Annotated in this window: 19 protein-coding genes; 17 read left to right on the top strand and 2 right to left on the bottom strand. The window is 63.4% G+C overall.

Going from position 1 to position 26,290, the window contains the following annotated elements; translation table 11 throughout:
• Nucleotides 1-43 precede the first annotated feature (43 nt).
• Nucleotides 44-880: an enoyl-CoA hydratase/isomerase family protein gene (locus ACQKP2_RS03400; RefSeq protein ID WP_427574361.1), complete on the bottom strand. Its 837-nt coding sequence runs from the start codon at nt 878-880 to the stop codon at nt 44-46.
• Between the two features lie 286 nt (nt 881-1,166).
• Between ACQKP2_RS03400 and ACQKP2_RS03395 the strand changes: the two genes are divergently transcribed.
• The 17 genes from ACQKP2_RS03395 to ACQKP2_RS03315 all read left to right on the top strand — a co-directional run bounded on the left by ACQKP2_RS03395 (nt 1,167) and on the right by ACQKP2_RS03315 (nt 23,053).
• Nucleotides 1,167-2,318: a CaiB/BaiF CoA transferase family protein gene (locus ACQKP2_RS03395; protein WP_427574360.1), complete on the top strand. Its 1,152-nt coding sequence runs from the start codon at nt 1,167-1,169 to the stop codon at nt 2,316-2,318.
• Between the two features lie 52 nt (nt 2,319-2,370).
• Nucleotides 2,371-3,570 (top strand): acetyl-CoA C-acetyltransferase, encoded by a 1,200-nt coding sequence (locus tag ACQKP2_RS03390; RefSeq protein ID WP_427574358.1) that lies wholly within the window; start codon nt 2,371-2,373, stop codon nt 3,568-3,570.
• Between the two features lie 29 nt (nt 3,571-3,599).
• Nucleotides 3,600-3,998 (top strand): Zn-ribbon domain-containing OB-fold protein, encoded by a 399-nt coding sequence (locus ACQKP2_RS03385; protein ID WP_427574357.1) that lies wholly within the window; start codon nt 3,600-3,602, stop codon nt 3,996-3,998.
• A gap of 4 nt (nt 3,999-4,002) precedes the next feature.
• The gene (locus ACQKP2_RS03380) at nt 4,003-5,151 is read left to right on the top strand and encodes a thiolase family protein (protein WP_427574355.1); all 1,149 of its coding nucleotides are present in this window, start codon (nt 4,003-4,005) and stop codon (nt 5,149-5,151) included.
• 11 nt (nt 5,152-5,162) lie between these two features.
• Complete coding sequence (locus ACQKP2_RS03375) at nt 5,163-5,909, top strand: SDR family oxidoreductase (RefSeq protein ID WP_427574353.1); 747 nt, start codon at nt 5,163-5,165, stop codon at nt 5,907-5,909.
• Between the two features lie 17 nt (nt 5,910-5,926).
• Entirely contained in the window at nt 5,927-6,730 is an 804-nt protein-coding gene (locus ACQKP2_RS03370) for an enoyl-CoA hydratase/isomerase family protein (protein ID WP_427574352.1), read from the top strand.
• Between the two features lie 30 nt (nt 6,731-6,760).
• On the top strand, nt 6,761-7,915 hold the full coding sequence (locus tag ACQKP2_RS03365) for an acyl-CoA dehydrogenase family protein (RefSeq protein ID WP_427574350.1): 1,155 nt from the start codon (nt 6,761-6,763) through the stop codon (nt 7,913-7,915).
• 38 nt (nt 7,916-7,953) lie between these two features.
• Entirely contained in the window at nt 7,954-8,871 is a 918-nt protein-coding gene (locus ACQKP2_RS03360) for an SDR family NAD(P)-dependent oxidoreductase (protein WP_427574348.1), read from the top strand.
• A 10-nt stretch (nt 8,872-8,881) separates the two neighbouring features.
• Nucleotides 8,882-10,117 carry an acyl-CoA dehydrogenase family protein gene (locus ACQKP2_RS03355; protein WP_427574347.1) on the top strand — a complete coding sequence of 412 codons (1,236 nt, stop codon included), beginning with the start codon at nt 8,882-8,884 and terminating at the stop codon, nt 10,115-10,117.
• Between the two features lie 64 nt (nt 10,118-10,181).
• Entirely contained in the window at nt 10,182-11,909 is a 1,728-nt protein-coding gene (locus ACQKP2_RS03350; RefSeq protein WP_427574345.1) for a long-chain-fatty-acid--CoA ligase, read from the top strand.
• Nucleotides 11,910-12,118: 209 nt separating this feature from the next.
• Nucleotides 12,119-13,954, top strand: coding sequence for a DUF1302 domain-containing protein (locus ACQKP2_RS03345; protein WP_427574343.1), 1,836 nt, complete (start codon nt 12,119-12,121; stop codon nt 13,952-13,954).
• A gap of 19 nt (nt 13,955-13,973) precedes the next feature.
• Entirely contained in the window at nt 13,974-15,341 is a 1,368-nt protein-coding gene (locus tag ACQKP2_RS03340; RefSeq protein ID WP_427574341.1) for a DUF1329 domain-containing protein, read from the top strand.
• 211 nt (nt 15,342-15,552) lie between these two features.
• On the top strand, nt 15,553-18,045 hold the full coding sequence (locus tag ACQKP2_RS03335; RefSeq protein ID WP_427574339.1) for a LuxR C-terminal-related transcriptional regulator: 2,493 nt from the start codon (nt 15,553-15,555) through the stop codon (nt 18,043-18,045).
• Between the two features lie 122 nt (nt 18,046-18,167).
• Nucleotides 18,168-19,520 carry a coniferyl aldehyde dehydrogenase gene (locus ACQKP2_RS03330; RefSeq protein ID WP_427574337.1) on the top strand — a complete coding sequence of 451 codons (1,353 nt, stop codon included), beginning with the start codon at nt 18,168-18,170 and terminating at the stop codon, nt 19,518-19,520.
• Nucleotides 19,521-19,550: 30 nt separating this feature from the next.
• Entirely contained in the window at nt 19,551-20,636 is a 1,086-nt protein-coding gene (locus ACQKP2_RS03325) for a Zn-dependent alcohol dehydrogenase (RefSeq protein ID WP_427574336.1), read from the top strand.
• 70 nt (nt 20,637-20,706) lie between these two features.
• Nucleotides 20,707-21,900, top strand: a complete 1,194-nt coding sequence (locus ACQKP2_RS03320) for an acyl-CoA dehydrogenase family protein (RefSeq protein ID WP_427574335.1) — start codon at nt 20,707-20,709, stop codon at nt 21,898-21,900.
• Nucleotides 21,901-21,910: 10 nt separating this feature from the next.
• Entirely contained in the window at nt 21,911-23,053 is a 1,143-nt protein-coding gene (locus ACQKP2_RS03315) for an acyl-CoA dehydrogenase family protein (protein ID WP_427574334.1), read from the top strand.
• Between the two features lie 368 nt (nt 23,054-23,421).
• On the opposite strand, the gene ACQKP2_RS03310 is transcribed toward ACQKP2_RS03315, so the two are convergent.
• Nucleotides 23,422-26,208: a LuxR C-terminal-related transcriptional regulator gene (locus ACQKP2_RS03310; protein WP_427574332.1), complete on the bottom strand. Its 2,787-nt coding sequence runs from the start codon at nt 26,206-26,208 to the stop codon at nt 23,422-23,424.
• Between the last annotated feature and the right edge of the window lie 82 nt (nt 26,209-26,290).

Genomic DNA, 26,290 nt, shown 5'->3' with positions numbered 1-26,290 from the left:
GGCGTGCGGCGAACTCCACCCGAGCCGGGTGGCCGTCGTGCCGTCAGGCCTTGCTGTCGCGATCCCAGTCCAGCAGTGACGCCTCGCCGTTGAGGAAACGGGCGATGGCACCGTCGTGGTAGGGCGTGACCGAAACCACGCCCTGGGCCAGGCCTTCCATTTCGACATGAGTGTCGTAGGCGGTTTCGAAGGTCTTGTTCAGCAGGTTCTTGGCCATGGCCATGGCATCGCGAGGCGCCTGGAGGAACAGGCGGGCGAAGGCCAGGGCCCGTTCGTGCAGTGCTTCGGGGCTGTGGATCGAATGCACGATGCCCAGCTCCAGCGCTTCGTCGGCGTCCACGCGGCGGGCGGTGAACAGCAGCTCCTTGGCTTTCTGCATGCCGACCACGCGGGGCAGGGTGTACATGGCGCCGGAATCCGGCACCAGACCGATCTTGGCAAAGGACATGCAAAAGGACGCACGACTGGAGGCCAGTACAAAGTCCGCGAGCAGCGAGATGGCAAACCCGGCGCCGTAGGCAGGCCCGTCCACGGCGGCGATAACCGGTATCTCCAGGTTACGCAGGCGAGCCAGCCAGCCGTGCAGGGTTCTCATGCGCCGGCGCATGGCGTTGGGCGAGTTCAACTCGGGGTCGGTACTGCCCAGGCGCTCCTTGAGCGACTTGATGTCGCCACCGGCGCAGAAACTGCCGCCGGAGCCGGTAATGACCAGTACGCGAACAGTGCGATCGACCTCGATGCGATCAAGCATCTCGGCGTAGTCCTGACGCAGGTCCAGGGACAGTGCGTTACGTGCCTTGGGGGCCTCATGGGAGAAAACGGCGATGCCGTCTTCGATGCTGAGCCGGGACTCGCGGTACTGAATCACTTGGGGGGTCATCAAAACAGCCTCATTGTCATGGGTTCTTGTGCCTCCCATTGCACGTGACCGACCCCTGGCCAGCGCCACCCGGCTCGGGTGGCCTCGGGGTGGCCTGCCGTCGCAGGCCCGTTGAACCACCCGATAATGTCATTGCCACCCGGCGCGGGTGGTCGCCCCCTGTAATGCCATTGCTCTACTGGCAGGCAATGGCGGGGGACTGTCGGGCCGATATCCCTGCAACCCCGCAAAACACTGGAACGAAGCGTCCACAGGCGCTTCATCGCACGGTTTGCAGGGGTTGAAGATGGGCGTATTGAGCGGTATTCGCGTTGTGGAGTTCGAGGCCATCGGGCCGGCACCGTTCGGCACCATGTTGCTGGCGGACATGGGCGCCGACGTCATTCGCATCGAACGTCCGGTTGCCAATGGCGACCTGGGGCCGAAATTCGACGCGCCGCGCATCGACATCACCGGGCGCAATCGGCGTTCGGTGACCCTGGACCTCAAGCGTCCCGAGGGCGTCGCAGCCGCCCTTGAGTTGATCGAGCACGCCGACGTGGTCATCGAAGGCTTGCGTCCTGGTGCCATGGAGCGCCTGGGTCTGGGGCCGGAGCAAGCGCTGGCGCTCAACCCGAAGCTGGTCTACGGACGCATGACCGGTTGGGGGCAGAACGGTCCACTGGCCCAACGCGCCGGCCACGATATCAACTACATCGCCTTGTCCGGCGTGCTCTCGGCCATTGGCGAAGCGGGCGGGCGTCCGCTGCCACCGCTGAACCTGGTGGGTGACTACGGCGGTGGCGGCATGCTGCTGGCCATGGGCGTGCTCGCGGCGCTGCTCAATGTGCAGCGCGGCGGCGCAGGGCAGGTCGTCGATGCCGCCATGACCGAAGGTGCAGCGCAATTGGGCGCGACATTCTTCGGCCTGGTCGCCAACGGCAACTGGACCGAGCAACGCGGCAGCAACCTGCTCGATGGCGGCACGCCCTGGTACGACACCTACCGTACTCGGGATGGCCAGTACATGGCTGTCGGCCCCGTGGAGTCGCGCTTCTATGCCGAGCTGCTGGAAAAGCTCGGCCTGGATGCCGCCAGCCTGCCCAAGCAACACGACCGCGCCGGCTGGCCGAAATTGCGCGAAGCCTTCATCGGCGCCTTTCTCGACCGTACCCGAGATGAATGGAGCGCCGTTTTCGCCGACAGCGACGCCTGTGTCGCTCCGGTTCTCGGCTTTGCCGAAGCCGCAGCGCATCCGCACAACCAGGCACGCGGCAGTTTCATCGAAGTCGCCGGCGTGCTCCAGCCGGCACCGGCCCCCCGTTTCCTCGGTACACCCTCGGCGCATCCTCGGCCAGCGGTTGGCCGCGGCGGGCAGGGTGCGGCCGCGCTACGCGACTGGGGCTTCGACGAAGCGGCCATCGAGCGCTTGCAGCAATCGGGCCTGGGGTTTCAGTAAGGCCGAGACGCAAACCTGCGAATAACACCGACAACAAAAACAGAGACGAACAATGTCCCACGCCTACATCGTTTCCCCCTTGCGCACGCCCATCGGCAAGTTCGGTGGCAGCCTTGCGCCGCTCCCGGCTGCGGAGCTTGCGGCCCAGGTCATCCGTGCCGTGCTTGAACGTTCCCAGGTGCCACAGCACCTGATCGACGAGGTGATCGTTGCCCAGTCGTACCAGTCCAGCGAAGCACCGTGCATGGGTCGCTACGCGGCGTCCCTGGCGGGTCTGGCCGATGAGACCCCGGGTTATACCGTCGACCGTCGCTGCGGTTCCGGCCTGCAGGCGGTCATTGATGCGGCCATGCAAATCCAGACCGGAGTCGCCGATGCGGTGATGGTCGCTGGCGTCGAAAGCATGAGCAACATCGAGTACTACAGCACCAATATGCGTTGGGGCGCGCGGATGGGCGATGTGCGCATGCACGATCGCCTGGACCGTGGCCGCGTCAACTCGCAGCCCATCAGCCGCTATGGCGACTGCAAGGGCGGCGCGACCGAGACCGCCGAAAACCTGGTCCGTGACTATGGCATCAGCCGCGAAGAGTCGGACGTGTGGGCTGTACGCAGTCATCAGCGCGCCGCCCAGGCCTGGGCCGAAGGACGTTTCGACAAGGAAGTGCTGCCGGTCCAGGTTCCTCAACGCAAGGGGCCGCCATTGATCGTCAGCCGTGACGAGGGCATTCGCGAGGACGCCAATCTCGATGCCATGGCCAGGCTGCCGGCCATCCTGCGCGACGGCACCGTGACCGCCGGCAACGCCAGCCAGCAAAACGATGCCGCCGCCGGTTGCCTGGTGGTGTCCGAAGACTTCCTCAAGCGCCACAACCTGCAACCCATGGCGCGTCTGGTCGGTTGGGCCTCGGCCGGTTGCCACCCGTTGCGCATGGGCATCGGCCCGGTGCCTGCGGTGGCGCGCCTGCTGCCTCGCCTGGGCCTGAGCCTGACCGACATGGACCTGATCGAGGTCAATGAAGCCTTCGCCGGGCAGGTGCTGGCATGCCTGCGCGAGTGGGGCCTGGAGCAGGACCCGCGAGTCAACGTCAACGGCTCGGGCATTTCCCTGGGCCACCCGATCGGTGCCACCGGCATTCGAATTCTGACCTCGATGCTCCATGAGATGGAGCGTCGCGGTGCGCGCTATGGGTTGGAAACCATGTGCATCGGCGGTGGCCAGGGCCTGGCTGCCGTTTTCGAGCGCATCTGACCCTTGAACCGGACTGAAAGGAAAAATCCATGAGTGTTGAATACAAAGACCCGGCGCCATCGACCAGCGAACAACCCTGGCGTGAACGCGACGGCAGCGTCGTCCTGCTGGCCTGCCGCCGCAGCGGGCACGAAGGCCTGCACTTTCCGCCACTGCCACCGACATCGCCGCTGTTCAAGGACTGCACTGAAGTCGAGATCGGCAGTACGCCGGTGCTGTACAGCTACACCATCGTCCATTCCAGCCCGAAGTTGAACAAGGCGCCACAACCACTGGGGCTGGCGGATTTCCCGGAAGGTCTGCGGGTGTTCGCGCGGATGGATTACCCGCAGGGTCGCCGTCCACGCATCGGCGAGCCGCTGAAACTGGCCATCGCGCAAACCGAGACCGGTCCGATCTATACCTTCCAACCGCTGGACCAGGAGTAAGGGCATGAACAAGCCTGTCTATATCTCGGGCGTCGACATGACCCCCTTCGGGCGTCACGCCGCTTCCATGCAGGACCTGACCCAGAGCGCCGTACTCGGTGCGGTTGCCGATGCCGGACTGGAGCTGGGTTCGGTGCAGGCCTTTTACGCCGCCAACGTGTTCGGTGGCATGGTCCTGGGCCAGGTGCTGCTGCGTGATCTGGGCCTGTCGGGCCTGCCGATCTACAACGTCGAGAACGCCTGCGCCAGCGGTGCCACCGGTGTGCATCTGGCCTGCCATGCGCTGCAGGCCGGCATCTATGACACCGTGGTCGTGTTCGGCGTCGAGAAGCTGACCGCCCTGGGCGGCGGCACCATCCCGCTGCAAACCAACGACTACATGACCCAACTCTATGCCCGTGCCGGCATGGCGCTGCCGGCGATCTACGCCATGCGTGCAACGCGCTACCTGCATGAGTTCGGCGTCGGTGCCGAAGAACTGGGTGCCGTGGCGGTGAAAAACCGCAGCCATGGCGCGCTCAACCCGTACGCCCAGACCCGCACGCCGGTGGGCATCGACGAAGTGATGAACTCGCGCATGGTCTTCGATCCGCTGACCCTGATGCAGTGCTGCCCTTCGGCGGTCGACGGTGCCGCGGCGCTGGTACTGACCACCAAGGCGCCGACGCGGCGCGCCAAGCCCGTGCGGATCATGGCCTCGGTGATCCAGTCGGGCGTGTGCGAAACCGGCACCGACGACATTCTCGCCGCCGAAATCACCGCGCGGGCGGCCAAGCAAGCGTACCGGCAGGCCGGGGTCACGGCCGAGGACTTGAACGTGGTCGAGCTGCACGACGCCTTCAGTATCGCCGAACTCATCTACTACGACGCCCTGGGCCTGTGCCAGCGGGGCGAGGCCCACGAGTTGCTCAAAAGCGGTGCTACCACCCTGGGTGGCCGCGTAGTGGTCAATCCAAGCGGCGGCCTGCTGGCCAAAGGGCACCCGTTGGGCGCGACCGGCGTTGCGCAGATGGTCGAGGCGGTCTGGCAACTCGAAGGCCGGGCCGGCGATCGCCAGGTCCACGGCGCGCAACTGGCGCTCACTCAATGCACCGGCGGCGGCATTGCCGGCGTCGATCACGCGGCTTCGGCCGTACATATTCTGGGTCTGTGAGGAGCTACACCATGAACAACACCATGAGCAAACAAGTCGCTATCGTCACCGGCGGTGCCCAGGGCATCGGCCTGGGCCTGACCCAGGCACTGTTGCGCGAAGGTTATGCCGTCGCCATTTTCGACCTGAACCAGGACGCCATGGACGCGCTGGTCGCCGAGCATCAGGACCTGATGGGCGTACGCGTCGATGTCACCCGTCTGGCTGACGTCGAAGCCGCCGTGGCACAGGTGACCGAACGCTGGAAGACCCCCGACCTGCTGGTCAACAACGCCGGGATCACCCGCGACAAGCGCCTGGTCAACCTCACCGAGCAAGACTGGGACCTGGTGGTCGACGTCAACCTCAAGTCGCAGTTCCTCTGCGCCAAGGCCGTGGTGCCGGGCATGATCGCCCAGGGTTTCGGCCGCATCGTCAACATTTCCTCGCGGGCCTGGCTCGGCGCGTTCGGCCAGGCCAACTACTCGGCTGCCAAGGGCGGCGTGGTCAGCCTGACCCGCTCGCTGGCCATCGAGCTGGCCAAGCACGGCATCACCGCCAACGCCGTGGCGCCGGGTGCGATCGACACGCCGATCCTGGCGCCGCTCAGCCCTGAGCAGCGCAACAAGATCATGGCGACCATTCCGGTGGGTCGTATCGGCAAGCCTGAAGATATCGCCCAGGCCGTGCTGATGTTCGCCAACCCGAAATCCTCCTATATCACCGGCCAGACCCTGTACGTCTGCGGCGGCCGTTCGCTGTCCAGCCCAAGCGTGTAACGCGCAGGAAAACCAAGATGGCCATTCAATTCAAGATCATCGACCACGTGGCACTGATCACCCTGGATGCTCCCGATTCGCTCAATGCCCTGACCATTGGCGACCTGCGGCATCTGCGCAAAGTCCTGGGTGCCTGCCAGGACGACGATCAGATCCGCGTCATCGTGCTGACCGGTGCCGGCGACAAAGCCTTTTGCTCCGGCGCCAACCTCAAGGCAACGCTGCCACCGGCCACCGGTTTTGTCAGCGGCGCGCTGAAAACTCGCGAAGGCGAGGCCGAGGAGGGTGGCTACACGCGGCTGATCGACCTCAGCGACCTGGAAATCTGGAAGCCGGTCATCGCCGCCATCAACGGTTACTGCCTGGGCGGTGGTCTTGAACTGGCCCTGCAATGCGACTTGCGTATCGCCTGTGAAGGCGCCTCGTTCGCCTTGCCTGAAGCCAAGGTGGCCAGCATTCCGGCCGTCGGTGGCGCGCAGTATCTGTTGCGTGCGGTCCCGGCGGCCGTGGCCATGAAAATGGCCCTGACCGGCGAGCGCATCGACGCTGACAAAGCCCTGAGCATCGGCCTGATCAGCGACCTGGTGACCCGCGAACGGTTACTGCCGCTGGCGATGGAACTGGCCGAACGCATCGCCGCCAACGGTCCGTTGGCCGTGCAAGCCATCAAGAAACTGGCCGTGCAGACCGCCCACATGGCACCGCGCGAGTTCGTCGCCCAGGCCAACCTGCACTGGGGGCTGCTGCGCGACAGCAAGGACCGCATCGAAGGCCGCGTTGCTTTCTCCGAAAAACGTGCACCGCGCTACACCGGCGCCTGACGCTTTCACGCCTTTTGCGAGATACCCGATATGAATTTTGCTCCAACCGAATCCCAGGAAATGATGATCGATGCGGCCAAGCGCATGGTGCGCGACCGTATCGATCCTGTATTGGCCAGGCACCCGGTCGACAAACCGTTGCCCAAGGCCGCCATGCTGGAGATCTATGCCGCCCTCGCCGAATTGGGCATCACCGCACCGCGCTTGCCGGTGGAAGTCGGTGGTGGCGGCCTGGCCATGCTCGACTACGGGCTGATCCTGGAACAACTGCCGGCGGTGGTCGCGATCTCGCTGATCTCCCACGAAGGCACCGTGGCCCGTATCTACAGCGGCTGTCCGGAAGAAATCAGCCGGCGCTACCTGCCGGACCTGATTGCCGGGCGCAAGATCGCCTGCACCGCCAACTCGGAAGTCAACGCCGGTTCCGACTCCAACGCGGTCAAGACCCGTATCCGCGTGGAAGGCGACAGCGCCTGGATCACCGGCCGCAAGATGTGGATCACCAATGCCTCGGTGTGCGATGTGCTCAACGTGTCCTGCACCTTGGGCACCGACGAGCGCGGTCGGCCGATCGCCCAACGGGCGCTGGTGGACCGCAGCATGAGTGAGGTGGACATCCGCGAGATCGGCGTGACCGGTTTGCAGCAGGGCCACCTCAGCGAAGTGGTATTCGAAGAATCCAGGATTCCCCTGAGCCACCTGATCGGTGAAGCCGGCGACGCCGCCAAGACCCTGACCGTGGGCTGGAACGGCAATCGCCCGCTGATCGGCCTGATGTGCGTGCACCTGGCCCAGAAGGCCTACGAGATGTCGGTGGAGTACGCCAAGGTCCGCGAGCAATTCGGCAAGCCCCTGGCGGCGCACCAGTTGGTGCAACAGGACCTGGCGGAAATCGAAACCCTGATCGTCACCTCGCGCCTGCTCTGCTACCAGGCCCTCGACGCCATGGACCGTGGCCTGCGCGCCAACGGCAGCTCGGCCATGGCCAAGCGTTACGCGACCCAGGCCTGCGAACGCGCCCTGCATCTGGCGATGCAGGTCCACGGCGGCATGGGCATCACCGAAGAGCTGGGTATCGAGCGCATGTGGCGCGATGCCCGGATGTTCCAGGTACCGGACGGCATGAACGGCATCCTGGCGCTGATCCAGGGCCGTGAAATCACCGGTATGAGCGCCTTCCGCTAAGCACGCAAGCACGATTAAAACAAGAATTGGAGATCGCGATGAGCGAACAGATGATGGAAGGCAAGGTCGTTGTCGTCACCGGCTCCGGCCGTGGCATCGGCCGTGAAATAGCCCTGCAGATGGCCCGCAACGGCGCCCGAGTGGTGGTCAACGATGTCGGCGTTACGGTGACCGGTGAAGCCGGCGACGAAGACCCGGCCCAGGAAGTGGTGGACCTGATCCGCAGCGAAGGCGGTGAAGCCATCGTCAACCGCGACAGCGTGTCGGAATGGACCAGCGCCAATCGAATCGTCGAAGCCGCACTCGATTCGTTCGGGCGTATCGACAGCGTGGTCAACAACGCCGGGATCCTGCGCGACCGCATTTTCCATCAGATGACCCCGGAAGACTTCGAAGAAGTGATTCGTGTGCACCTGTTCGGCAGTTTCAATGTCAGCCGCGCTGCTGCGACCCACTTTCGCGCCCAGCAGAGCGGCTCGTTCGTGCACATGACCTCGACCTCGGGCCTGGTCGGCAACGTCGGCCAGGCCAACTATGCGGCGGCCAAGCTGGGCATTGCCGGCCTGTCCAAGTCCATCGCCCTGGACATGTCCCGCTACGGCATTCGCTCCAACTGCATTTCACCGTTCGCCTGGAGCCGCATGGTCGGCTCGATCCCGGCCGATGACCCGGCCCAGGCGGCCCGCGTGGAAAAGATCAAGAGCATGACGCCGGAGTCCATCGCCGCCCTGGCAGTGTTCCTCGGCAGTGATGCCGCCAGCACCGTCAATGGCCAGATCTTCACCATGCGCCGCAATGAAACTTTCCTGATGAGCCAGCCGCGTCCAGCGCGTTCCCTGCACCGTTCCGAGGGCTGGACCGCCCAGACAATGGCATCACACATGCTGCCGGCGCTCGCGCCGTCGTTCGTTCCACTGGATGTCTCGGCCACCATTTTTGGCTGGGATCCGGTCTGAGGAGAGCACCATGGACTTCACACTTCCCAGCGAATGGGTAGCCTTTGGCGACGCACTGATCCGTTTTATCGAGCGCGAGGTCGAACCGCTCGAAAAGGAACACGCGGCGCTGCTGCACAATGAACGTCACCTGTACACCGAAGAGGGTTGCTATGCGCCTGCCGTCACCGAACTGCGCAAGCGGGTGCGCATGCTCTCGGCCGAAGCCGGTTTCTACACGGCCCTGAGCGACGAGTCGCTGGGCGGTGGCGGTCTCGGCGCCCAGGCGGCGGTTTATATTCAGGAGCGTCTGAACGCCTATGTCGGGCCGTCGCGTCACCTGATCCAGACGGTCATCCTGCCGTCGCCGTTCACCAACGGCCTGACGCCGGTGCTCAAGCACATGGACCCGGCGGTGCTCGACCTGTACCGCGAAGACATCGCCAGTGGCGAGAAAACCCTGTGTTTCGGCCTCAGTGAACCGGATGCCGGTTCCGACGTGTTCGGCATGCGCACCCGCGCGGTACGCGACGGTAACGATTGGCTGATCACCGGAACCAAGCAGTGGATCACCAACGCCCCGTACGCCGATTACGCGATGATCTTCGCCGTCACCGACGAAGAAAAGGCCCGCGCCGGCCGTGGCGGCATCACCGGTTTCTTCCTGCCCACCGATACCCCGGGCTTCGCGGTGCCGAGTGTGATTCCGACCATGGGTCACCTGGGCGCCGACATCGGCATCGTCACCCTGGACAACGTGCGTGTCCCCGACAGCCATCGCCTGGGTCCGGTCGACCGTGGTCTTTCGGTGGCGCTCGATGGCGTCAACGCCGGCCGCGTCGGCATGGCCGCCGGTTGCCTGGGCCTGGCGCGCTGGGCGCTGGATCAGGCCATCGAGTACGCCAAGGTGCGCAAGACGTTCGGCAAGCCGATCGCCGAGCACCAGTCGGTGCAGAACATGCTCGCCGAGTGCGCCATGGATATCTACGCCTCCAAGACCATGATCCAGCATTGCGCCTGGCTGCTCGATCAGGGCCAGGCTGCGACCAAGGAGGTCTCGATCATCAAGGCCTCGGCCACTGAAATGCTCTGCCGGGTCATGGACCGCTGCATGCAGGTGCATGGCGGCATGGGCCTGACCAATGAGCTGCGGCTGGAGGAGGGGTTCCGCTTCGCCCGCACCATGCGCATTCCCGATGGCACCTCGGAAATCCAGCGCCGGACCATCGCCAAGCGCCTGCTCGATGGCGATACCTCGTTTCACTGATCACAAAAACCGATAACAAAAACGATATCCGGCGGCCCCGACAGGGCCGTCACTGGAGGCATTGATGGCCTGTACCCACCCGTACCCCACGGCAGGGGATGTGATCGAACGCCCGACCGGTGCATTGCGCGTCAATCCGCGCCACGCCGCCCACGTACCTGCCGGGCTGGTGCATATTCCCCAGACCAGCATCTTCTACAACCTGGAGGTCGCCGCCCGGCGCTACCCCGACAAGACTGCCGTGCAATTTTATGGTGCGGCCTACAGTTACTCCCGGTTGCTGCGCGACGCAGAACACATGGCGGCTTACCTGCAGCAAGTCTGCGGGATCAAGCGCGGTGACCGCGTGGTGGTGTTCAGCCAGAACTGCCCGCAATTCATCGCCGCCTACTACGCCATCCTGCGCGCCGATGCCGTGCTGGTGCCGGCCAATGCCATGCTGCTGCTCGAAGAGATGGAACACATCGTCGCCGACAGTGGTGCGACCGTTGCCTTCATCGGCCAGGAACTGGCCGCTCAAATAGCACCACTGGTGGGCAAGACCTGCCTCAAGCAGGTCATTGTCCATGCCTATGGCGATGCATTGGGTGAAGACGATGCCGGGCTGAACCTGCCGGACTGGCTGCGTCCGCGTTCGCCTGCGGCCCTGGACTTTACCGGTGGCGTGTTGTGGAACGATGCACTGGCCCAGGCGCGCACACCGGCACCGCACCTGGCGGGTCCGGACGACCTGTGCATGCTGCCCTACACCTCGGGCACCACCGGCAAGCCCAAGGCTTGCGTGCATACCCACCGCACCGTCATGACGTCGTTCGTCGGCTCGTCCCTGTGGCGCCCGACCAACCAGGCTTCGGTGTTCCTGGCGGTGGCGCCACTGTTCCACTTGCTGGGTTTGCAGACCAACGTCAACGCGGCGATCTATAACGGCAGCACCATTGTGTTGATGGCGCGCTGGGACCGGGAAATCGCCGTCGAACTGATCGAACGCCATGGCGTTTCGTTCTGGGCCGCCTTGCCAAGCATGCTGGTGGACTTTTTCGCCCAACCGGGCATCGACGAACGCAACCTGAGCAGCCTGGCCATCATCACCGGTGGCGGTGCGGCGACCCCGCAGCACATCAACGACCTGCTCAAGAATCGCTACGGCCTGGACTACATCGAAGGCTACGGGATGACCGAAACCGCGTCGTTCCTGTGCACCAACCCGATCGGCAAGCCCAAGCGCGGCTGCCTCGGTATTCCAACCTTCGGTGTGGATCTGCGGTTGCTCGACCCGCTGACCCAGGAGCCGGTGGGGCAGGGCGAGGTGGGTGAAATCGTTGCCCATGCCGCTCAGGTCATGCTCGGCTACTGGAACAACGACCGGGCCAACGCCGACACCTTCGTGGTCATCGACGGCAAGCGCTTCCTGCGCACCGGCGACCTGGCGAGCATGGATGAAGACGGTTACCTGTATATGCGCGATCGCCTGAAAAGGATGATCAATGCTTCCGGCTACAAGGTCTGGCCTGCGGAAATCGAAGCCATGCTGGGCACCCACCCATCGGTGCTTGAAGCCTGCGTGATCGCAGTGCCGGACAAGCAGCGCGGGGAGAACGTCAAGGCCGTGGTCACCTTGCGCAGCGGTGCCACCGACAGCATCGAGAGCCTGCTCGCCTGGTGCCGCGAAAACATGGCGACCTACAAGGCGCCGCGCATCGTCGAGATCGTCGACAACCTGCCGAAAAATGCCACCGGCAAGATTGCCTGGCGCGAATTGCAGGAGCAGGAGCGGGCCAGGGCGAGCGCCTGATCATCCTTGTGCGCAAGGCGCTGACTGGCTGAGCGTCACCCACGGTAACGCCGTGGGTAACAGGCCCGAATCAACGGCGCGGCGTAACGAACGACCTCGCGAAAATACCGGATAAACGAAACGTCAAATTCACCCGTTCGGGTGTGAGTCATCACCGGGCTCATGGCTAGCATGGGCTCTCCACTTACACACAACACCAGAGAAACCGCATGAGAAAAACAACAATGCGCGGAGCTTTTCAGCCAAGTCTGCTGGCCGTAGCCGTCGCACTCGGTGCCTGTACTCAGGCCCAGGCCGTGTCGTTCAAACTGGGTGAGGTCGATGCACAATTCGACTCCTCGCTGTCCATCGGTGGCAGCTGGTCGACCACCAACCCCGACAAGCACTTCATCTCCAACGGCAACAGCCAGGGCGTGCAGGGCGGTGGTTCCTCGTCGCGTACCGTCGATGACGGCCGCCTGAACTTCCGGGCCGGCGAGAACTTTTCGACCATCTTCAAGGGTGTGCATGACCTTGAGCTGAAGTACGGCGACAGCGGTGCCTTCGTGCGTGGCAAGTACTGGTACGACTTCGAACAGGAAGACGGCCATCAACATTTTTATGACATCGATGACTCCGGCCGTGATCGCGCCGCCAAGTCGAGCGGCGCGATGTTCCTCGACAGCTTCGTCTATCACAACTACACCCTGGGCGATCAGGTCGGCAACGTACGCCTGGGCAAGCAAGTGGTGAGCTGGGGCGAGAGCACGTTCATCGGCAACTCGATCAACTCCATCAACCCGGTCGACGTGGCAGCCTTGCGCCGTCCGGGCGCCGAGGTCAAGGAGGGCCTGATTCCGGTCAACATGCTCTATGTCTCCCAAGGCCTGAGCGAAAACCTGACGGCCGAGGGCTTTTATCAACTGCAGTGGGACAAGTCGGTGCTCGACAACTGTGGCACCTTCTTCGGTAACGATGGTGTACCCCAGGGCTGCAACGACCGCCTGGTAGTCACAGGCCTGGACCTGGCGCCGGGTGTGGCCCGCAACACCGGTGGTCCTGCGGCTGTCGCAGCAGGTACGGATGACGTATTCATACCCCGCGGCAAGGACAACGACGCGCGCAACAGCGGCCAGTACGGCCTGGCCTTGCGCTGGTTCATACCCGAACTCAACGATACGGAGATCGGCGCCTATGCGATGAACTACCACAGCCGCGCGCCTTTCCTGAGTGTCAATTCGAGTGCGGCCAGGGCTTCCGGTGCCAATCCTTTTGCCGGTATCCGCAGCGCCAGCTACTTCATCGACTATCCGGAAGACATTCGCCTTTACGGTTTGAGCTTCCAGACCAGCGTGGGCGGCACCTCGCTGGGCGGTGAGGTGAGCTACCGGCCGAACATGCCGCTGCAACTCAATACTGCCGACCTGCTGGGCGCTGCAATTCTGACCCCGACCTCGCCATTACTGACGACCGGATTTGCCGGCAACACCCTCGGTGCCGAAGTGAACGGCTACAAGCGTATGCCGGTGACCCAGGCGCAGGTGACGGCGACCCGATTCTTCGATCAGGTACTGGGTGCCAACCGCCTGACCCTGGTCGGCGAGGTGGGTTACAACCACATCAACGGCCTGGGCAAGGCCGACGGCACTGACCTGCGCTTCGGACGCAGCCCGGCGTTCGGTTCCGGCGAATTGCCGGGGGCTGCCGGCGCGGCGGCGTGTCGTGGCACCAACGTTGGCTTGCCCAACGCCAGCAACCCGGCGCAGGAATGTAACGACGATGGTTTCTACACCAGCAACAGCTGGGGCTACCGTGCCCGCGCCAAGCTGGATTATCCGAACGTGTTCGCCGGCATCAACCTGTCGCCGAACCTGGCCTGGTCCCACGACGTGCAAGGTTTCGGCCCCAACTTCGAGGAAGGCACGAAGGCCGTCAGCCTCGGCCTGGATGCCGATTACCAGAACACCTACACCGCCAGCCTCAGTTACACGGATTTTTTCGGTGGCGACTTCAACACCAACGTCGACCGCGACTATGTCGCGCTCAGTTTCGGCGTGAACTTCTAACGGGCAGAGGATAAAAACAATGAACTCGAAGACCATGCTGCGCTGCGGCGCATTGGCCCTGTCACTGCTGGCTACCGGCGTGATGGCGGCGGTTTCGCCGCAGGAAGCGGAAAAACTGGGCACCAGCCTGACCCCGCTGGGCGGGGAGAAGGCCGGCAACGCCGACGGCAGCATTCCGGCCTGGACCGGTGGCCTCAAAACTGGCGCCGGACCCTACGTGAACAATTTCCTGGGCGATCCGTTCGAAGGCGAAAAACCGCTGTTCACCATCACGGCCGCCAATGCCGATCAGTACAAGAGCAAGCTCAGCGAAGGCCAGTTGGCCATGCTCAAGCGCTACCCGGACACTTACAAGATCCCGGTGTACAAAACATACCGCACGGCCTCCAACCCGCAGTCGGTGTACGACGCAGCGAAGAAAAGTGCCGTGTCCACCGAGCTTGTCGATGGCGGTAACGCGCTGCGCAATTTCGCCCAGACCCGCTACTACCCGTTCCCGATCCCGAAATCCGGTATTGAAGTGGTCTGGAATCACACGACTCGCTATCGTGGTGAAAACCTCAAGCGCATTACCACTCAGATCACCCCGCAGGCCAATGGCAGCTACAGCCCGGTGCAAATGGCCGATGAATTGGCCTCGCCACAGTTTATGCAGGGCATCGAGCCGGGTGTCGCCGACAACGTGATCTTTTACTACAAACAGGAAGTGACCGCGCCTTCACGGCTGGCCGGTACTGTGCTGCTGGTTCACGAAACCATCGATCAGGTCAAGGAACCGCGCCTGGCGTGGGTCTACAACGCCGGCCAGCGTCGTGTTCGTCGTGCACCGCAAGTGGCTTACGACGGTCCGGGTACGGCTGCCGACGGCTTGCGCACGTCCGACAACGGCGACCTGTTCAACGGCGCGCCCGACCGTTACGACTGGAAGCTGATCGGCAAGAAGGAAATGTACATCCCCTATAACAACTACCGGTTGCAGTCGCCCAAGCTCAAGTACGACGACATCATCAAGCCGGGCCATATCAACCAGGACCTGACCCGCTACGAGTTGCACCGCGTATGGGAAGTCGAGGCGACCTTGAAGGCCGGCGAACGCAACATCTACGCCAAGCGCCACATGTACTTCGACGAAGACACCTGGAGTCTGGTGGAAGTCGATCACTACGACGGTCGTGGCCAACTGTGGCGCGTCGGCGAAGGGTTTGCGATGAATGACTACCACAATGGCATCGCTACCTACGCCAACCAGTCCATTTATGACCTGCTGGCCGGTCGTTACATCGTGATGGGTCTGGTCAACGAATCGCCCAAGGGCGCTGAGTATGGTGTCGCTGCGAACCTGAACGAGTTCACGCCGGCCGCCCTGCGTAACGACGGTATTCGCTGAGTCATCCAACATCACGCGCCTTTAGTGGGAGCAGCCCCAGGCATTTTGCCGACGGCTCGCTCCCACGTTTTTCCCTCTGCAGTCCAACTCCCTCTGCCTCCTGCCACCTGATGCGGGTGGCGCGTTTTTGCCTCGCTCCGACGGACCATTGAAGTGCCCTGATGCGAATGCCGCCGGGGTCGACTCGCCAAAAGTCATTGCGAGGTACTTCATGCAGGTTCCCGGTTCCAATTGCGTCACTTTCCGTACTCAGGCCGCGCGAATTCCCCGGTTGCCCGCGGTGTACCTGTCGCGTGCGCGTCTGCTCGATGCCCTTGACCGTGCACAACCACGCTTGCGTCTGATCTGCGCACCGGCCGGCTTCGGCAAGACCGCATTGTTGTGTGAATACCTGCAACAGGTGCCGTCCGCTGACGGCATCGTCTGGCTGAGCCTGGCCGGCAGTCGCAAGACCGCCGGCGCCTTGCGTACCGCGCTGGCGCTGGAGCTGGGACTGGCGCCGGACATCGCGCCGCAGGTGCTGCTGGGATTGCTCGAGGCGCGCACGACACCGCTCTGGCTGGTGCTCGACGATTTGCCCCATGATCTGTGCCCCGAACTCAATCAATGGATCGAGCAACTGCTCGCACTGCCCACAAGCCTTGTGCGCTTGCTGGTCACCTGTCGTCGGCGTCCCGATTGGAATCTGCCGCGCCTGATGCTGGCAGGTGAACACCTGGAAATCGGCGCCGACGATCTGGCCTTCCAGCAGGATGAGGTCCGGGCTCTGACCCGGCTGTTGCGACCGGAGGCCGATGCTTCGACGCTCGAAACACTCTGGCGCGAAGTCGGCGGCTGGTGCACCGGAATCAGGCTGTTGCTGGAAGCTTCCAATCAGGGCGAGGCGTTGCGCCTGACCCTGCTGCGCGAATATCTCAGGCATGAAGTGCTGTCGCGCCTGACGCAAGAGCATTGTGAAATGCTGTATGGCCTGGCCCGGCTGCCCAGGGTCAGTGAACAGCTGTGCGACCAGCTCTGGGAGGGGCAGGACGGCGCGCAGATGTTCCAGTACCTGATGAAAGGTCAGGTGTTCCTGATGCCTGTCGAAGGTCACCGTCACTGGTATTGCCTGCTACCGGCCGTGGCGGCTGCACTGCAAGAGCACCTGGGCGGGCCGGCCTTGAACCACTTGCGCCTGCGTTACTGCCGCTTGATGAGTGCCGGCGGGCATTTCGACGTGGCTATCGACCAGGCGCTGTTGGCCGAACGTCCGGAAGTGGCAGTCAACTACATGCAGAGCCTGCGTCTGAGCTGGCTGATCAGTGACCGTAATCTGAACCGTTTCGTCGCTTGGCGAGACCGCCTGCCTGCCAGTTTGCTCAACAGCAGCCCGCGCCTGATCTTCCTGTGTGCCAGGGCCCTGATGTTCAGGGGTCGACTGAGCGAGTCGGCCGATTGCCTGCAGCAGATCGGACGCTTCCTGCCACAGGCAGACCCGATGCTCAATCGCAGGCTGCTGGCCAGCTGGCAAGCGCTGCACGGGACCCTGCAAGCCATGCGTGGCGATGGCGAAGCGGCGCGTCTGCATTGCCGCGCGGCATTGAACGCGCTGACCGCCCAGGATTGGCTGAGCACATTGCTGTGTCATTCCACCCTGGCTCGGGTGCACATGATTGCAGGCGATTTGCAGGAGGCGCAGCACCTGCTGGAGCAGGGGGTGCAAATGGCCCGGCGCCAAGGCAGCGAGGATGGCGAATTCCTGATCAATACCGACCGGTTCCGCCTGATGAGCTTGCAGGGCAACCTGCAGCTCGCCGAGGCTTTGCTGCAGGAAGACTTGCAGCGGCTGCAGCCCGAGCCGGACTCGCTCAATCCTTTGCTGGGGCGCCTGTTGTTCCTGCAATGTGAGTTGCTGCTGGCCCAGGACCGCCTGGATGAAGGCGAGCAGGTATTGCTGACCGGCATGCAACAGGTCGAAGACAGTTGTGCGCCGTTCGTGCTCCATGGCTATTTCCTGCAGGTTGAGATCGCCTTGCGCCGTGATCGTCTGGAGCAGGCTCAAGTGTTGCTTCACGCGGCCGAGCGACGCATGCATTGCGGCAACGTCGACAGCAGTTGCTACCACAGCGCGATTGACTTGCTGAAACTGCGCATCCTCGCTTGCCAGGGCAACTGGACGCAGATGCTCAGCATCGCCCATGGACTGGAAGAGCATTTGCAAGGACCACGACCGAGCCTGCCGCCCTTGCACTTGCCCACCCTGGCCCAACGCAACCAATTGCTGCTGGCCCGGGCCGAGTTCGAGACGGGTGACAGTGAGCTGGCCCTCAGTCGCCTGGAAAAACTGCTGCAGCTGTGCGAGCGCCTAGGTTTTGCCCGATTGGGAGAAGAGGCCGGGCGGATGCTGGTGACTTTCAATGCCAACCTCGTACGGCATGACACCCCGGCGCAAAAAAACCGTATGGAAGGATCCCCGTCTGCGCCAGAGCGCAGCGGTGCCTGCGAGGCATACGCCGTCCCGGCCTATCAGGATGGCCTGACCCCTCGGGAAATTTCGGTGCTCAAATTGCTGGCCGAAGGCATGTCGGTGCGCGAGGTTGGCGACAGTCTGTTCATATCGGTCAACACCGTGAAAACCCACGCCAAGAGCATCAACGTCAAGCTTGGTGCCGTACGCCGAACCCAGGCCATCAACTGTGCCAAGGCCATGGGCATCCTCGCCTGAGCCGATTCCGCGCATCGGCCACCCGTGCCGGGTGGCGACGTTGCGCAGGCGATCAACAACCATGGACGCCTGCCCATCGATGCGCCAGACAAGCAGTGGGCCAACAATAACAAGAGGTGATGATGAGCACTATTGACAGTCCGTGCGCCACGGACATCCGCGCCATCCTGGACAAACAGCGTGCGGCCTGTCTGGCCCGCGAGCCTTACAGCGCCGAACAGCGCTGCGAACTGATCGACCGCGCCATCGGCCTGTTGGTCGAGCACGAGCAGGAAATCGTCGATGCCCTGACGGCCGACTTCGGTCACCGCACCGCCGCGTTCACCCGCGCCAGTGAAGTGCTGTCGCCCCTGGCCACCCTCAAGCAGACCAAGAGCGATTTGATCGAGTGGATGAAGCCCCAGTCGCGCGCGACAGCGGCCGGTGAGGCCTGGGTGCAGTATCAGCCGCTGGGCGTGGTCGGCATCGTCACCGCCTGGAACGTCCCGGGCAACATGGTGTTCAAGGGCCTGGCCGGTGCCCTGGCGGCCGGCAACCGGGTGATGATCAAACCTTCGGAATACACCCCTCACACCAGCGCCTTGATCGCCCGCCTGATCGGTTCGGTCTACGAGCAGGACGAAGTGGCCGTGATCACCGGGGATGCCCGGGTAGGCCAGGCATTTTGCGCCCAGCCGTTCGATCACTTGCTGTTCACCGGCGCCACCGGGATCGGCAAGCATGTGTTGCGCGCCGCCGCGGAGAATCTGGTGCCGGTGACCCTGGAACTGGGCGGCAAGTCGCCGGTCATCCTGTCTCGCAGTGCCGACTTCAAGTCGGCCGTGGCCAAGATCGTCATCGGTAAACTGCACAACGCCGGTCAATTGTGCGTGGCGCCGGACTATGTGTTCGTCCCTGAGGAGTCCGTCGATGACTTTATCGCGGTGGCCCGGCAAGTGGTCGCTCGCGTCTATCCGACCCTGATGGACAACCCCGACTACACCTCGGTGATCAACCAGCGTCACTACGAGCGTCTGCTGGATTACCTGAGCGAGGCACGCCTGGCGGGTGTCGCCCTGGAGGAATTGAATCCGGCCAACGAAGACTTCCGCCGTACCGAACAGCGCAAGGTGGTACCGACGTTGCTGATCGATCCCGCTGATCACCTGCAGGTGATGCAAGAGGAAATTTTCGGCCCGCTGCTGGTGATCAAGCCCTACAAGGACCTCGAACAAACCCTGACCTTCATCAACGCGCGACCGCGTCCCCTGGCGCTGTACTACTTCGGCGACGATGCCGCCGAAGAAGCCCGTGTATTGGCGCGTACCTGCTCCGGAGGCGTCACTGTCAACGAGGTGATGCACCACGCCGCCCTTGAGAGCCTGCCTTTCGGCGGGGTCGGCGCCAGTGGCATGGGTGCCTATCACGGTATCGACGGTTTCCGCACCTTCAGTCACGCCAGGGCGGTGTTCCGTGCGCCCGTGAACAAGGCTTGAGTCCTTCCGCCAATCTTCGAGAGCTATGTCATGAAAGCAGCTGTATTCCATCAAGTGGGTTCTCCGCTGGTCATCGAGGAAGTCGGCATCGCCAAGCCAGGCCCGCGCGAAGTGCTGATCCGTACCGTGGCGGTGGGTGTGTGCCATTCGGACCTGCACGTGGTCGATGGCTCGTACCCGTTCCCGGGGCCGCTGGTGCTGGGCCATGAAGCGGCCGGCATCGTCGAGCAAGTGGGTTCGGAAGTTCGCTCGGTCAAGCCGGGCGACCATGTCGTGACCTGCCTGACCGTTTTCTGCGGCTGCTGTGCCCATTGCGTCACCGGGCATCTGGCCCGTTGCGTTTCGCCGCAGACCAAGCGCGGCAAGGACGAAGAGTCGCGTCTGACTTACGTCCAGAAACCAATGCCGCAATTTGCCAACCTGTCGGGGTTTGCCGAGCAGATGCTGGTGCATGAAAACGCCTGTGTCTCGATCCGCCGCGACATGCCGCTGGACCGCGCGGCCTTGCTGGGTTGTGCGGTCACCACCGGCACCGGCGCGGTGTTCAACACCGCCAAGGTGCGTCCGGGCGAAACCGTGGCCGTGATCGGCTGCGGCGGCATCGGCCTTGCCGCCATCAACGGCGCGGCGCTGGCCGGGGCAGGGCGGATCATCGCCATCGACATGCTCGACAACAAGCTGGAGCTGGCCAGGCAGTTCGGTGCAACCGATCTGGTCAACGGCAAGGACGGCGATGCGGTCAAGCGCGTACTGGAATTGACCCAGGGCGGCGTGCATCACGCCTTCGAATGCATCGGCCTCAAGCAAACCGCCGAACAGGCGTTTGCGATGCTGGCGCGCGGCGGTACGGCAACCATCATCGGCATGATCAAACCGGGCCTGAAGATCGAACTCGACCCTATGCAGTTGCTCCACGAGCGCAAGGTCCAGGGTTCGCTCATGGGCTCGAACCGCTTCCCCGTGGACATGCCGAACCTGGTGGACTTCTACATGCAAGGCCGGCTCAAGCTCGACGAGATGATTTCCCAGCGCATCAAGCTCGAACAGATCAACGAAGCGTTCGACGAGTTGCGTCGCGGCGAACTGGCCCGTTCGGTGATCGTTTTCGATCAGTGATGGGCGCTGCATGAACTTACTGGCGTCGGCCGCTGGTCGACGCCTCACACCCTGCTTGTGGAGTAGCTCGATGGACATTCAATTCACCACGGATGAGCAAGCGTTCCGCGAGGAAGTGCGTGCCTTCCTCTTCGACAAACTGCCTGAGCGGTTTTCCCGTCGTATCAAACAAGGCAAGCGCCTGAACAAGGAAGACCAGATCGAGTGGATGCGCATCCTCAATGATCAAGGCTGGCTGGTACCGGACTGGCCGGTCGAGCACGGTGGCACCGGCTGGACTGCGGTGCAAAAACATATTTTCGAAGAGGAATCCATGGCCGCCGGCGCGCCGCGCGTCGTGGCCTTCGGCACCAAGATGGTGGCACCGGTGCTGATCAAGTTCGGCAGCGCCGCGCAGAAGGCGCGTTTTCTGCCGCGCATCCTGACCAGTGAGGACTGGTGGTGCCAGGGCTATTCGGAGCCGGGCGCCGGTTCCGACCTGGCTGCCGTGAAAACCCGGGCCGTTCGCGAGGGTGATGAGTATGTCGTCAACGGCCAGAAGATCTGGACCACCCTGGCGCATTTCGCCGACTGGATGTTCTGCCTGGTGCGCACCGACCCGACCGCCCAGCAGCAGCGAGGCATCTCGTTCCTGCTGATCGACATGAAGACTCCGGGCATCACCGTACGGCCGATCATCACCCTGGACGGCGAGCATGAAGTCAACGAGGTGTTCTTCGACAACGTGCGGGTGCCGGTGGAAAACCTGGTCGGCGAGGAAAACCAGGGCTGGACCTGCGCCAAGTACCTGCTGACCCATGAGCGTACCAGCATCGGTGGCATCGCCCAGAACAAAGCCATGCTCAATCACCTCAAGCAGGTCGCCCGCCAGGAAGTGCGCAACGGCAAGCCGCTGATCGAGGACCCGCTGTTCCGGGCACAGATCGCTGAAGTGGAAATGCAGTTGATGGCCGCGGACATGAGCAACCTGCGCACTCTGGCGGCGGCCCGCGACGGCGGCGCACCGGGCGCGGAAAGCTCGATCCTGAAGATCAAGGGCACCGAATTGCGCCAGGCCATCGCTTACCTGACCAGCAAGGCCGTCGGCCCGTATGCGCTGCCGTTCCTTGAAGATGAACTGGGCTACGGCGACGACGCGCTGCTTTACACCGAGTACAGCACCGCCGCTACCTACCAGTACCTGAACACACGTAAAGCCTCGATCTACGGCGGCTCCAACGAAATTCAGAAAAACATCATCGCTAAAATGATCCTCGAACTGTAAGGCGCCGACCATGGACTTCAAATTGACCGAAGAGCAGCAAATGCTGCAAGAAACCGCTGCCCGCCTGGTTCGCGACGCCTATGGCTTCGAGCAGCGCGAGGCGTTTTGCCAGCGCGAGACGGGTTTCAGCGCCGAGTTCTGGCAACAACTGGCCGAGCTGGGCCTGACCTCGGTGCCGTTTGCCGAGCAATACGGCGGATTTGCCGGCGGCGGGGTGGAAACCCTGCTGATCATGACCGAGCTGGGTCGCGGCCTGTGCCTGGAACCTTACTTGCCATCGGTGATCCACGCCGGCGGCTTGATTGAGCAACTGGGCAGCGAGGCGCAAAAAGAGGCGTTGTTGCCACGGGTGGCCGCCGGTGAACTGCAACTGGCCGTGGCGCTGGAGGAAGCCCAGAGTCATTACCAGCTGCATGACGTGCTGACCCGTGCCGAAGCGGTCGAAGGCGGGTGGCGGCTCAACGGGCGCAAATCGGTGGTGATCGCCGGGCACAGCGCCGGCCTGATCCTGGTGTCGGCGCGTACCGACGGCCAGCAGCATGACGAAAGCGGCATCAGCCTGTTCCTGATCGATCCGAAGAGTGATGGCGTGCGCAGCCGTTCGTTCCCGACCATGGACGGGCGCAAGGCCTGTGAATTGTATCTTGAGGACGCGTTCGTCAGCGGCGCGGCGTTGCTGGGGGAGGTGGGCCAGGCCCTGCCGGCATTGCGTTACCAGCAAGGGCGAGCCGTCGCCGCGCAGTGTGCCGAAGCCGTGGGCAGCATGGAAGCGGCGTGCACCTTTACCCTGGATTACCTGAAGACCCGCCAGCAGTTCGGCCAGGTCATCGGCAAGTTCCAGGCCCTGCAACACCGCATGGTGGATATGCGCATCGAGCTGGACCAGGCCACTTCCATGGCCATGCTCGCGGCCTGCGTGGCTGATCAACCCGACAGCGTCGAGCGCAGCCGGGCACTGGCCGCCGCCAAGTTCATTATCGTCCGTGCAGCACGCTTCATCGCCGATCAGGGCATCCAGTTGCATGGCGGCATTGGCCTGACCTGGGAATACATGCTGTCGCACCATGCCAAGCACCTGCTGATGGTCGCCCGCCAGTTCGGCGACGACGACCATCATTTGCAGGCATTCTCGGCACTGTTGGACGTGGCCTAATCCCGTAGGAGCGAGGCTCGCCCGCGAACAGGAAGTCGCGATTGGCGGTGCCTGCAAGGACGCTTTCGCCGGCAAGCCTGGCTCCTACGGAGAACAGCCAGTTCGGCGACGACGACCATCATTTACAGGCCTTTTCGGCACTGTTGGACGTCGCGTGATCCCGTAGGAGCGAGGCTCGCCCGCGAACGGGATTTTGCGACTGGCGGTGCCTGCAAAGACGCCTTCGCCGGCAAGTCGGATCGCCGCACCGCTGGCTCCTACGGAGTACGGCTTGTCGGTGACGACGACCATTGAACGATTCAGTAACAGTTCTTTGCTTTAGGGCCCTTCGGGGCCCTTTTTTTTGGATTGCACTTTCCTTCGGTGTTTCAAGGCGTATCTCTGGATGCCTCGACATCGCGCATGCGCGCCACCGCCTCATCGCGGCTGTTCACGCCCAGCTTGCTGTAGATGTGGCTCAGATGCCATTTGACCGTTTCCGGCGAAAGCCCCAGGGCGCGCGCGATCTTCTTGTTCGGCAGGGCCTGTCCAAGCAGTTGCACGATTTCCAGCTCGCGCTCGCTCAACTCGCCGACACCTTGCACAGTGGGGCGCCGGATGCCAACGATTTTCTCTTCGCGGGGAGGTGGCGCAACGGGATCGAAACGAGCCGCCTGCAGGCGTTCTACATAGAAGGTCAACACCGGGTCCAGTTGCTCCTGGCGCGCGACCTCGCCGATCAAGTCCAGTGCATTGGGGTGAGCATCAAGCAGACAACGCATCAGGCCGGAGCGGTGCCCTCGGCGCAAGGCGTCCAGCACCTTGCTGCGTGCCAATTGATGTTGTCCGCGCTGGTGGTCGACACTGGCACCGAACATCAGCATGCGCACCGCCAGGCCTTGCCGGCCATGACTCTCGCACCAGGCCAGCAACTGTTCCAGGCGCAACGAAGCGCCTTGCAGGTCTCCGCGAGCGGCCTGCATTCGTGCCTGGGCGTGCATTGTCAGCACCTGGATTTCCTTGAGCGGGCTGCCCTCGGTGTCATGCTGGCGAGCGTGGATGGCTTCAAGTTGCGCCATCCGGTTTTCCGCCGCGACCTGTTCGCCCAGTTGCACATGCCAGGAAACCCGCCATACCAGGCTGTAGGCCAGCAGTCGGTCGAGCTTGAGCTTGTTGGCATAGTCTTCCAGCCGTTCCACATAGGCGAATGCTTCCAGACGGTTACCGGCCAGCCACTGGATCGATCCCAGAATGCTGTAGACGCGCAACACCGAATCGGGAATGGAAATGCGTTCCAGGATGTCGAGCCAGCCGGTGAGCAGATCATGGGCGGCCTGTACCTGGTTGGTTTCGTAGAGCACCTCGCCCAGCAGTGCGGCAGCCAGATGGCGTGGGTCCGAGCACGCCTTGCCACCGCGCTCGGCCTCGTACAGGACTTCGCGATAAACCCGCTCTGCCTGATTGACCTGTCCCTGCATGGCCAGGCTCAAACCGACCAGGCAGCGGCCTTGCAGAACACCGGCGGCCGTGCCGGTCAGCGGGACGCCGTCGACCAGCAGTTGCGGGCGCTCCAGCTGGATACGCCGCGCCAGTTCATATTCCCCGCGGTGCATATACAACCAGGAGAGGATGTTGATGCTGCCACCGACCAGCACCGCATCGGCCTCGCGCGGCGGGTGGAGCATCTGCGGCAGCACGGCCATGGCGCTTTCAGTGTCGTCGCGTTGCACAGCCAACGTGGCGCGCAGCATCACCAGGCGAAACCGCGCCCCGGCATCGCTGTCCGGTACTGTCTGCCACAAGTGATCGAGCAGTTGCGCGGCGGCGGTGAAATCCCGGGCGAAGATGTGCAGACGGACCATCAGGATGCACAGCGCACTGCTGACCTGTACCTGCTCGGTCGGCAGGCAGCGCATCAGATCGACCAGCAGGCGCAGATCGCCATGGGCGTACAGGCGTTCGGCGTGGGCCTCGACCAGGCGCGCGGCGTCCGGCGCCTGGCCACCCAGCACGGCGTGGCGCACGGCTTCATCCAGTTGATCGTGATCGCGGAACCAGGACCAGGCTCGCGCGTGCACGGTACGTTGTTCGTCCTCGCTCAAGGTGGCGAAACGCTTGAGCAGGGTTTCGCGCAGCAGCGGATGCAGTCGGAACCAGCGCTGCTCGCTACCGCTCTCGACGGAGATCAGGAACAGGTTGTCACTTTCCAGGCGAGCGAGCAGGGTGGTCGCCGCACCCACCGCCTGAGGCTGGCCGGTGAGGGCCGCGCACAAGGGCGCGCAAAAACTGTTGCACACCGCCAGGTACACCAGCAGATCGCAGTCGCTGGGGGCCAGATGCGCCAGGACCTGATTGGCGAAGAATGTCTCGAAGGCCGGAATGTCCCGCAGTTGACCCGGTTCTGCCTGGCCCTGGCGAGGCCTGCGACGGCTCACGCAAAGCAGCTGTAACCCGGCCACCCAGCCATCGGTCAGGTCGTGTAACTGCCGCGCTTCGCTGGGTGTGATTTCGCCGAGCTGGTCCCTTAGAAATTGCTCGCTCTCCTCGGGGCGAAAGCGCAGGTCGCCCAGGTCCAGCTCCAGGGTCAGGGACTGGCTGCGCAGTCGCGCCAGTGACAACGGCACCACACTGCGCGATACCAGCGCCAGGTGCAGGTTGGCGGGCGCATAGTCGAGCAGCCATTGCAGGGCTTCGTGGATGGCGGTGTTGGTGAGGTTGTGCAGGTCGTCCAGGACCAGGACCAGCTCCCGGCCGCGATTGGCGATACCGCGGACCAGGGCGATGACGGTGCGCTCCACCGCTTCGCCGTCCGTGCCGCGACCTTCCAGTTGAGCCGCCTCGCGGATGATTTGCGGGTCGACCTGGGCAAGGCTGGCGAGCAGGTATTCGATGAAGCGGCTCAGGTCGTTATCTTCGCCGGTCAAGGTCAGCCAGGCGAAGTCATAACCCAAGGGCAGCAGTTGCTGGCGCCAGGCGATCAGCGCGGTGGTCTTGCCGCAGCCCGCCGGACCGCGCAGGACAACACAGCGTCGCTGACGCGCGTCCAGCAGACGGTCGATCAGGGGCTGGCGTGAAACCAGCGTGCCGCTGCTGCGCGGGGGCAGCAGCCGGGTCGCGTCGATGGTGCCAGGGTTGCTAGCGCTGCCTTGGGCTGCGGTTGTGTTCTTCTTATGCATGGGCCGTTCCGCAGGCAATCCAATGTGAATGAGCCCCCGATACGGGGCAGGTCGTCAGCTTAACGCCAATCGTACTCGCCTG

This window comes from Pseudomonas sp. NPDC089569 (genome assembly GCF_050280625.1).
Classification (GTDB): Bacteria; Pseudomonadota; Gammaproteobacteria; order Pseudomonadales; family Pseudomonadaceae; genus Aquipseudomonas.
The sequence above is the reverse complement of the archived record's forward strand: the minus strand, read 5'-3'. Positions and strand labels throughout refer to the sequence as shown.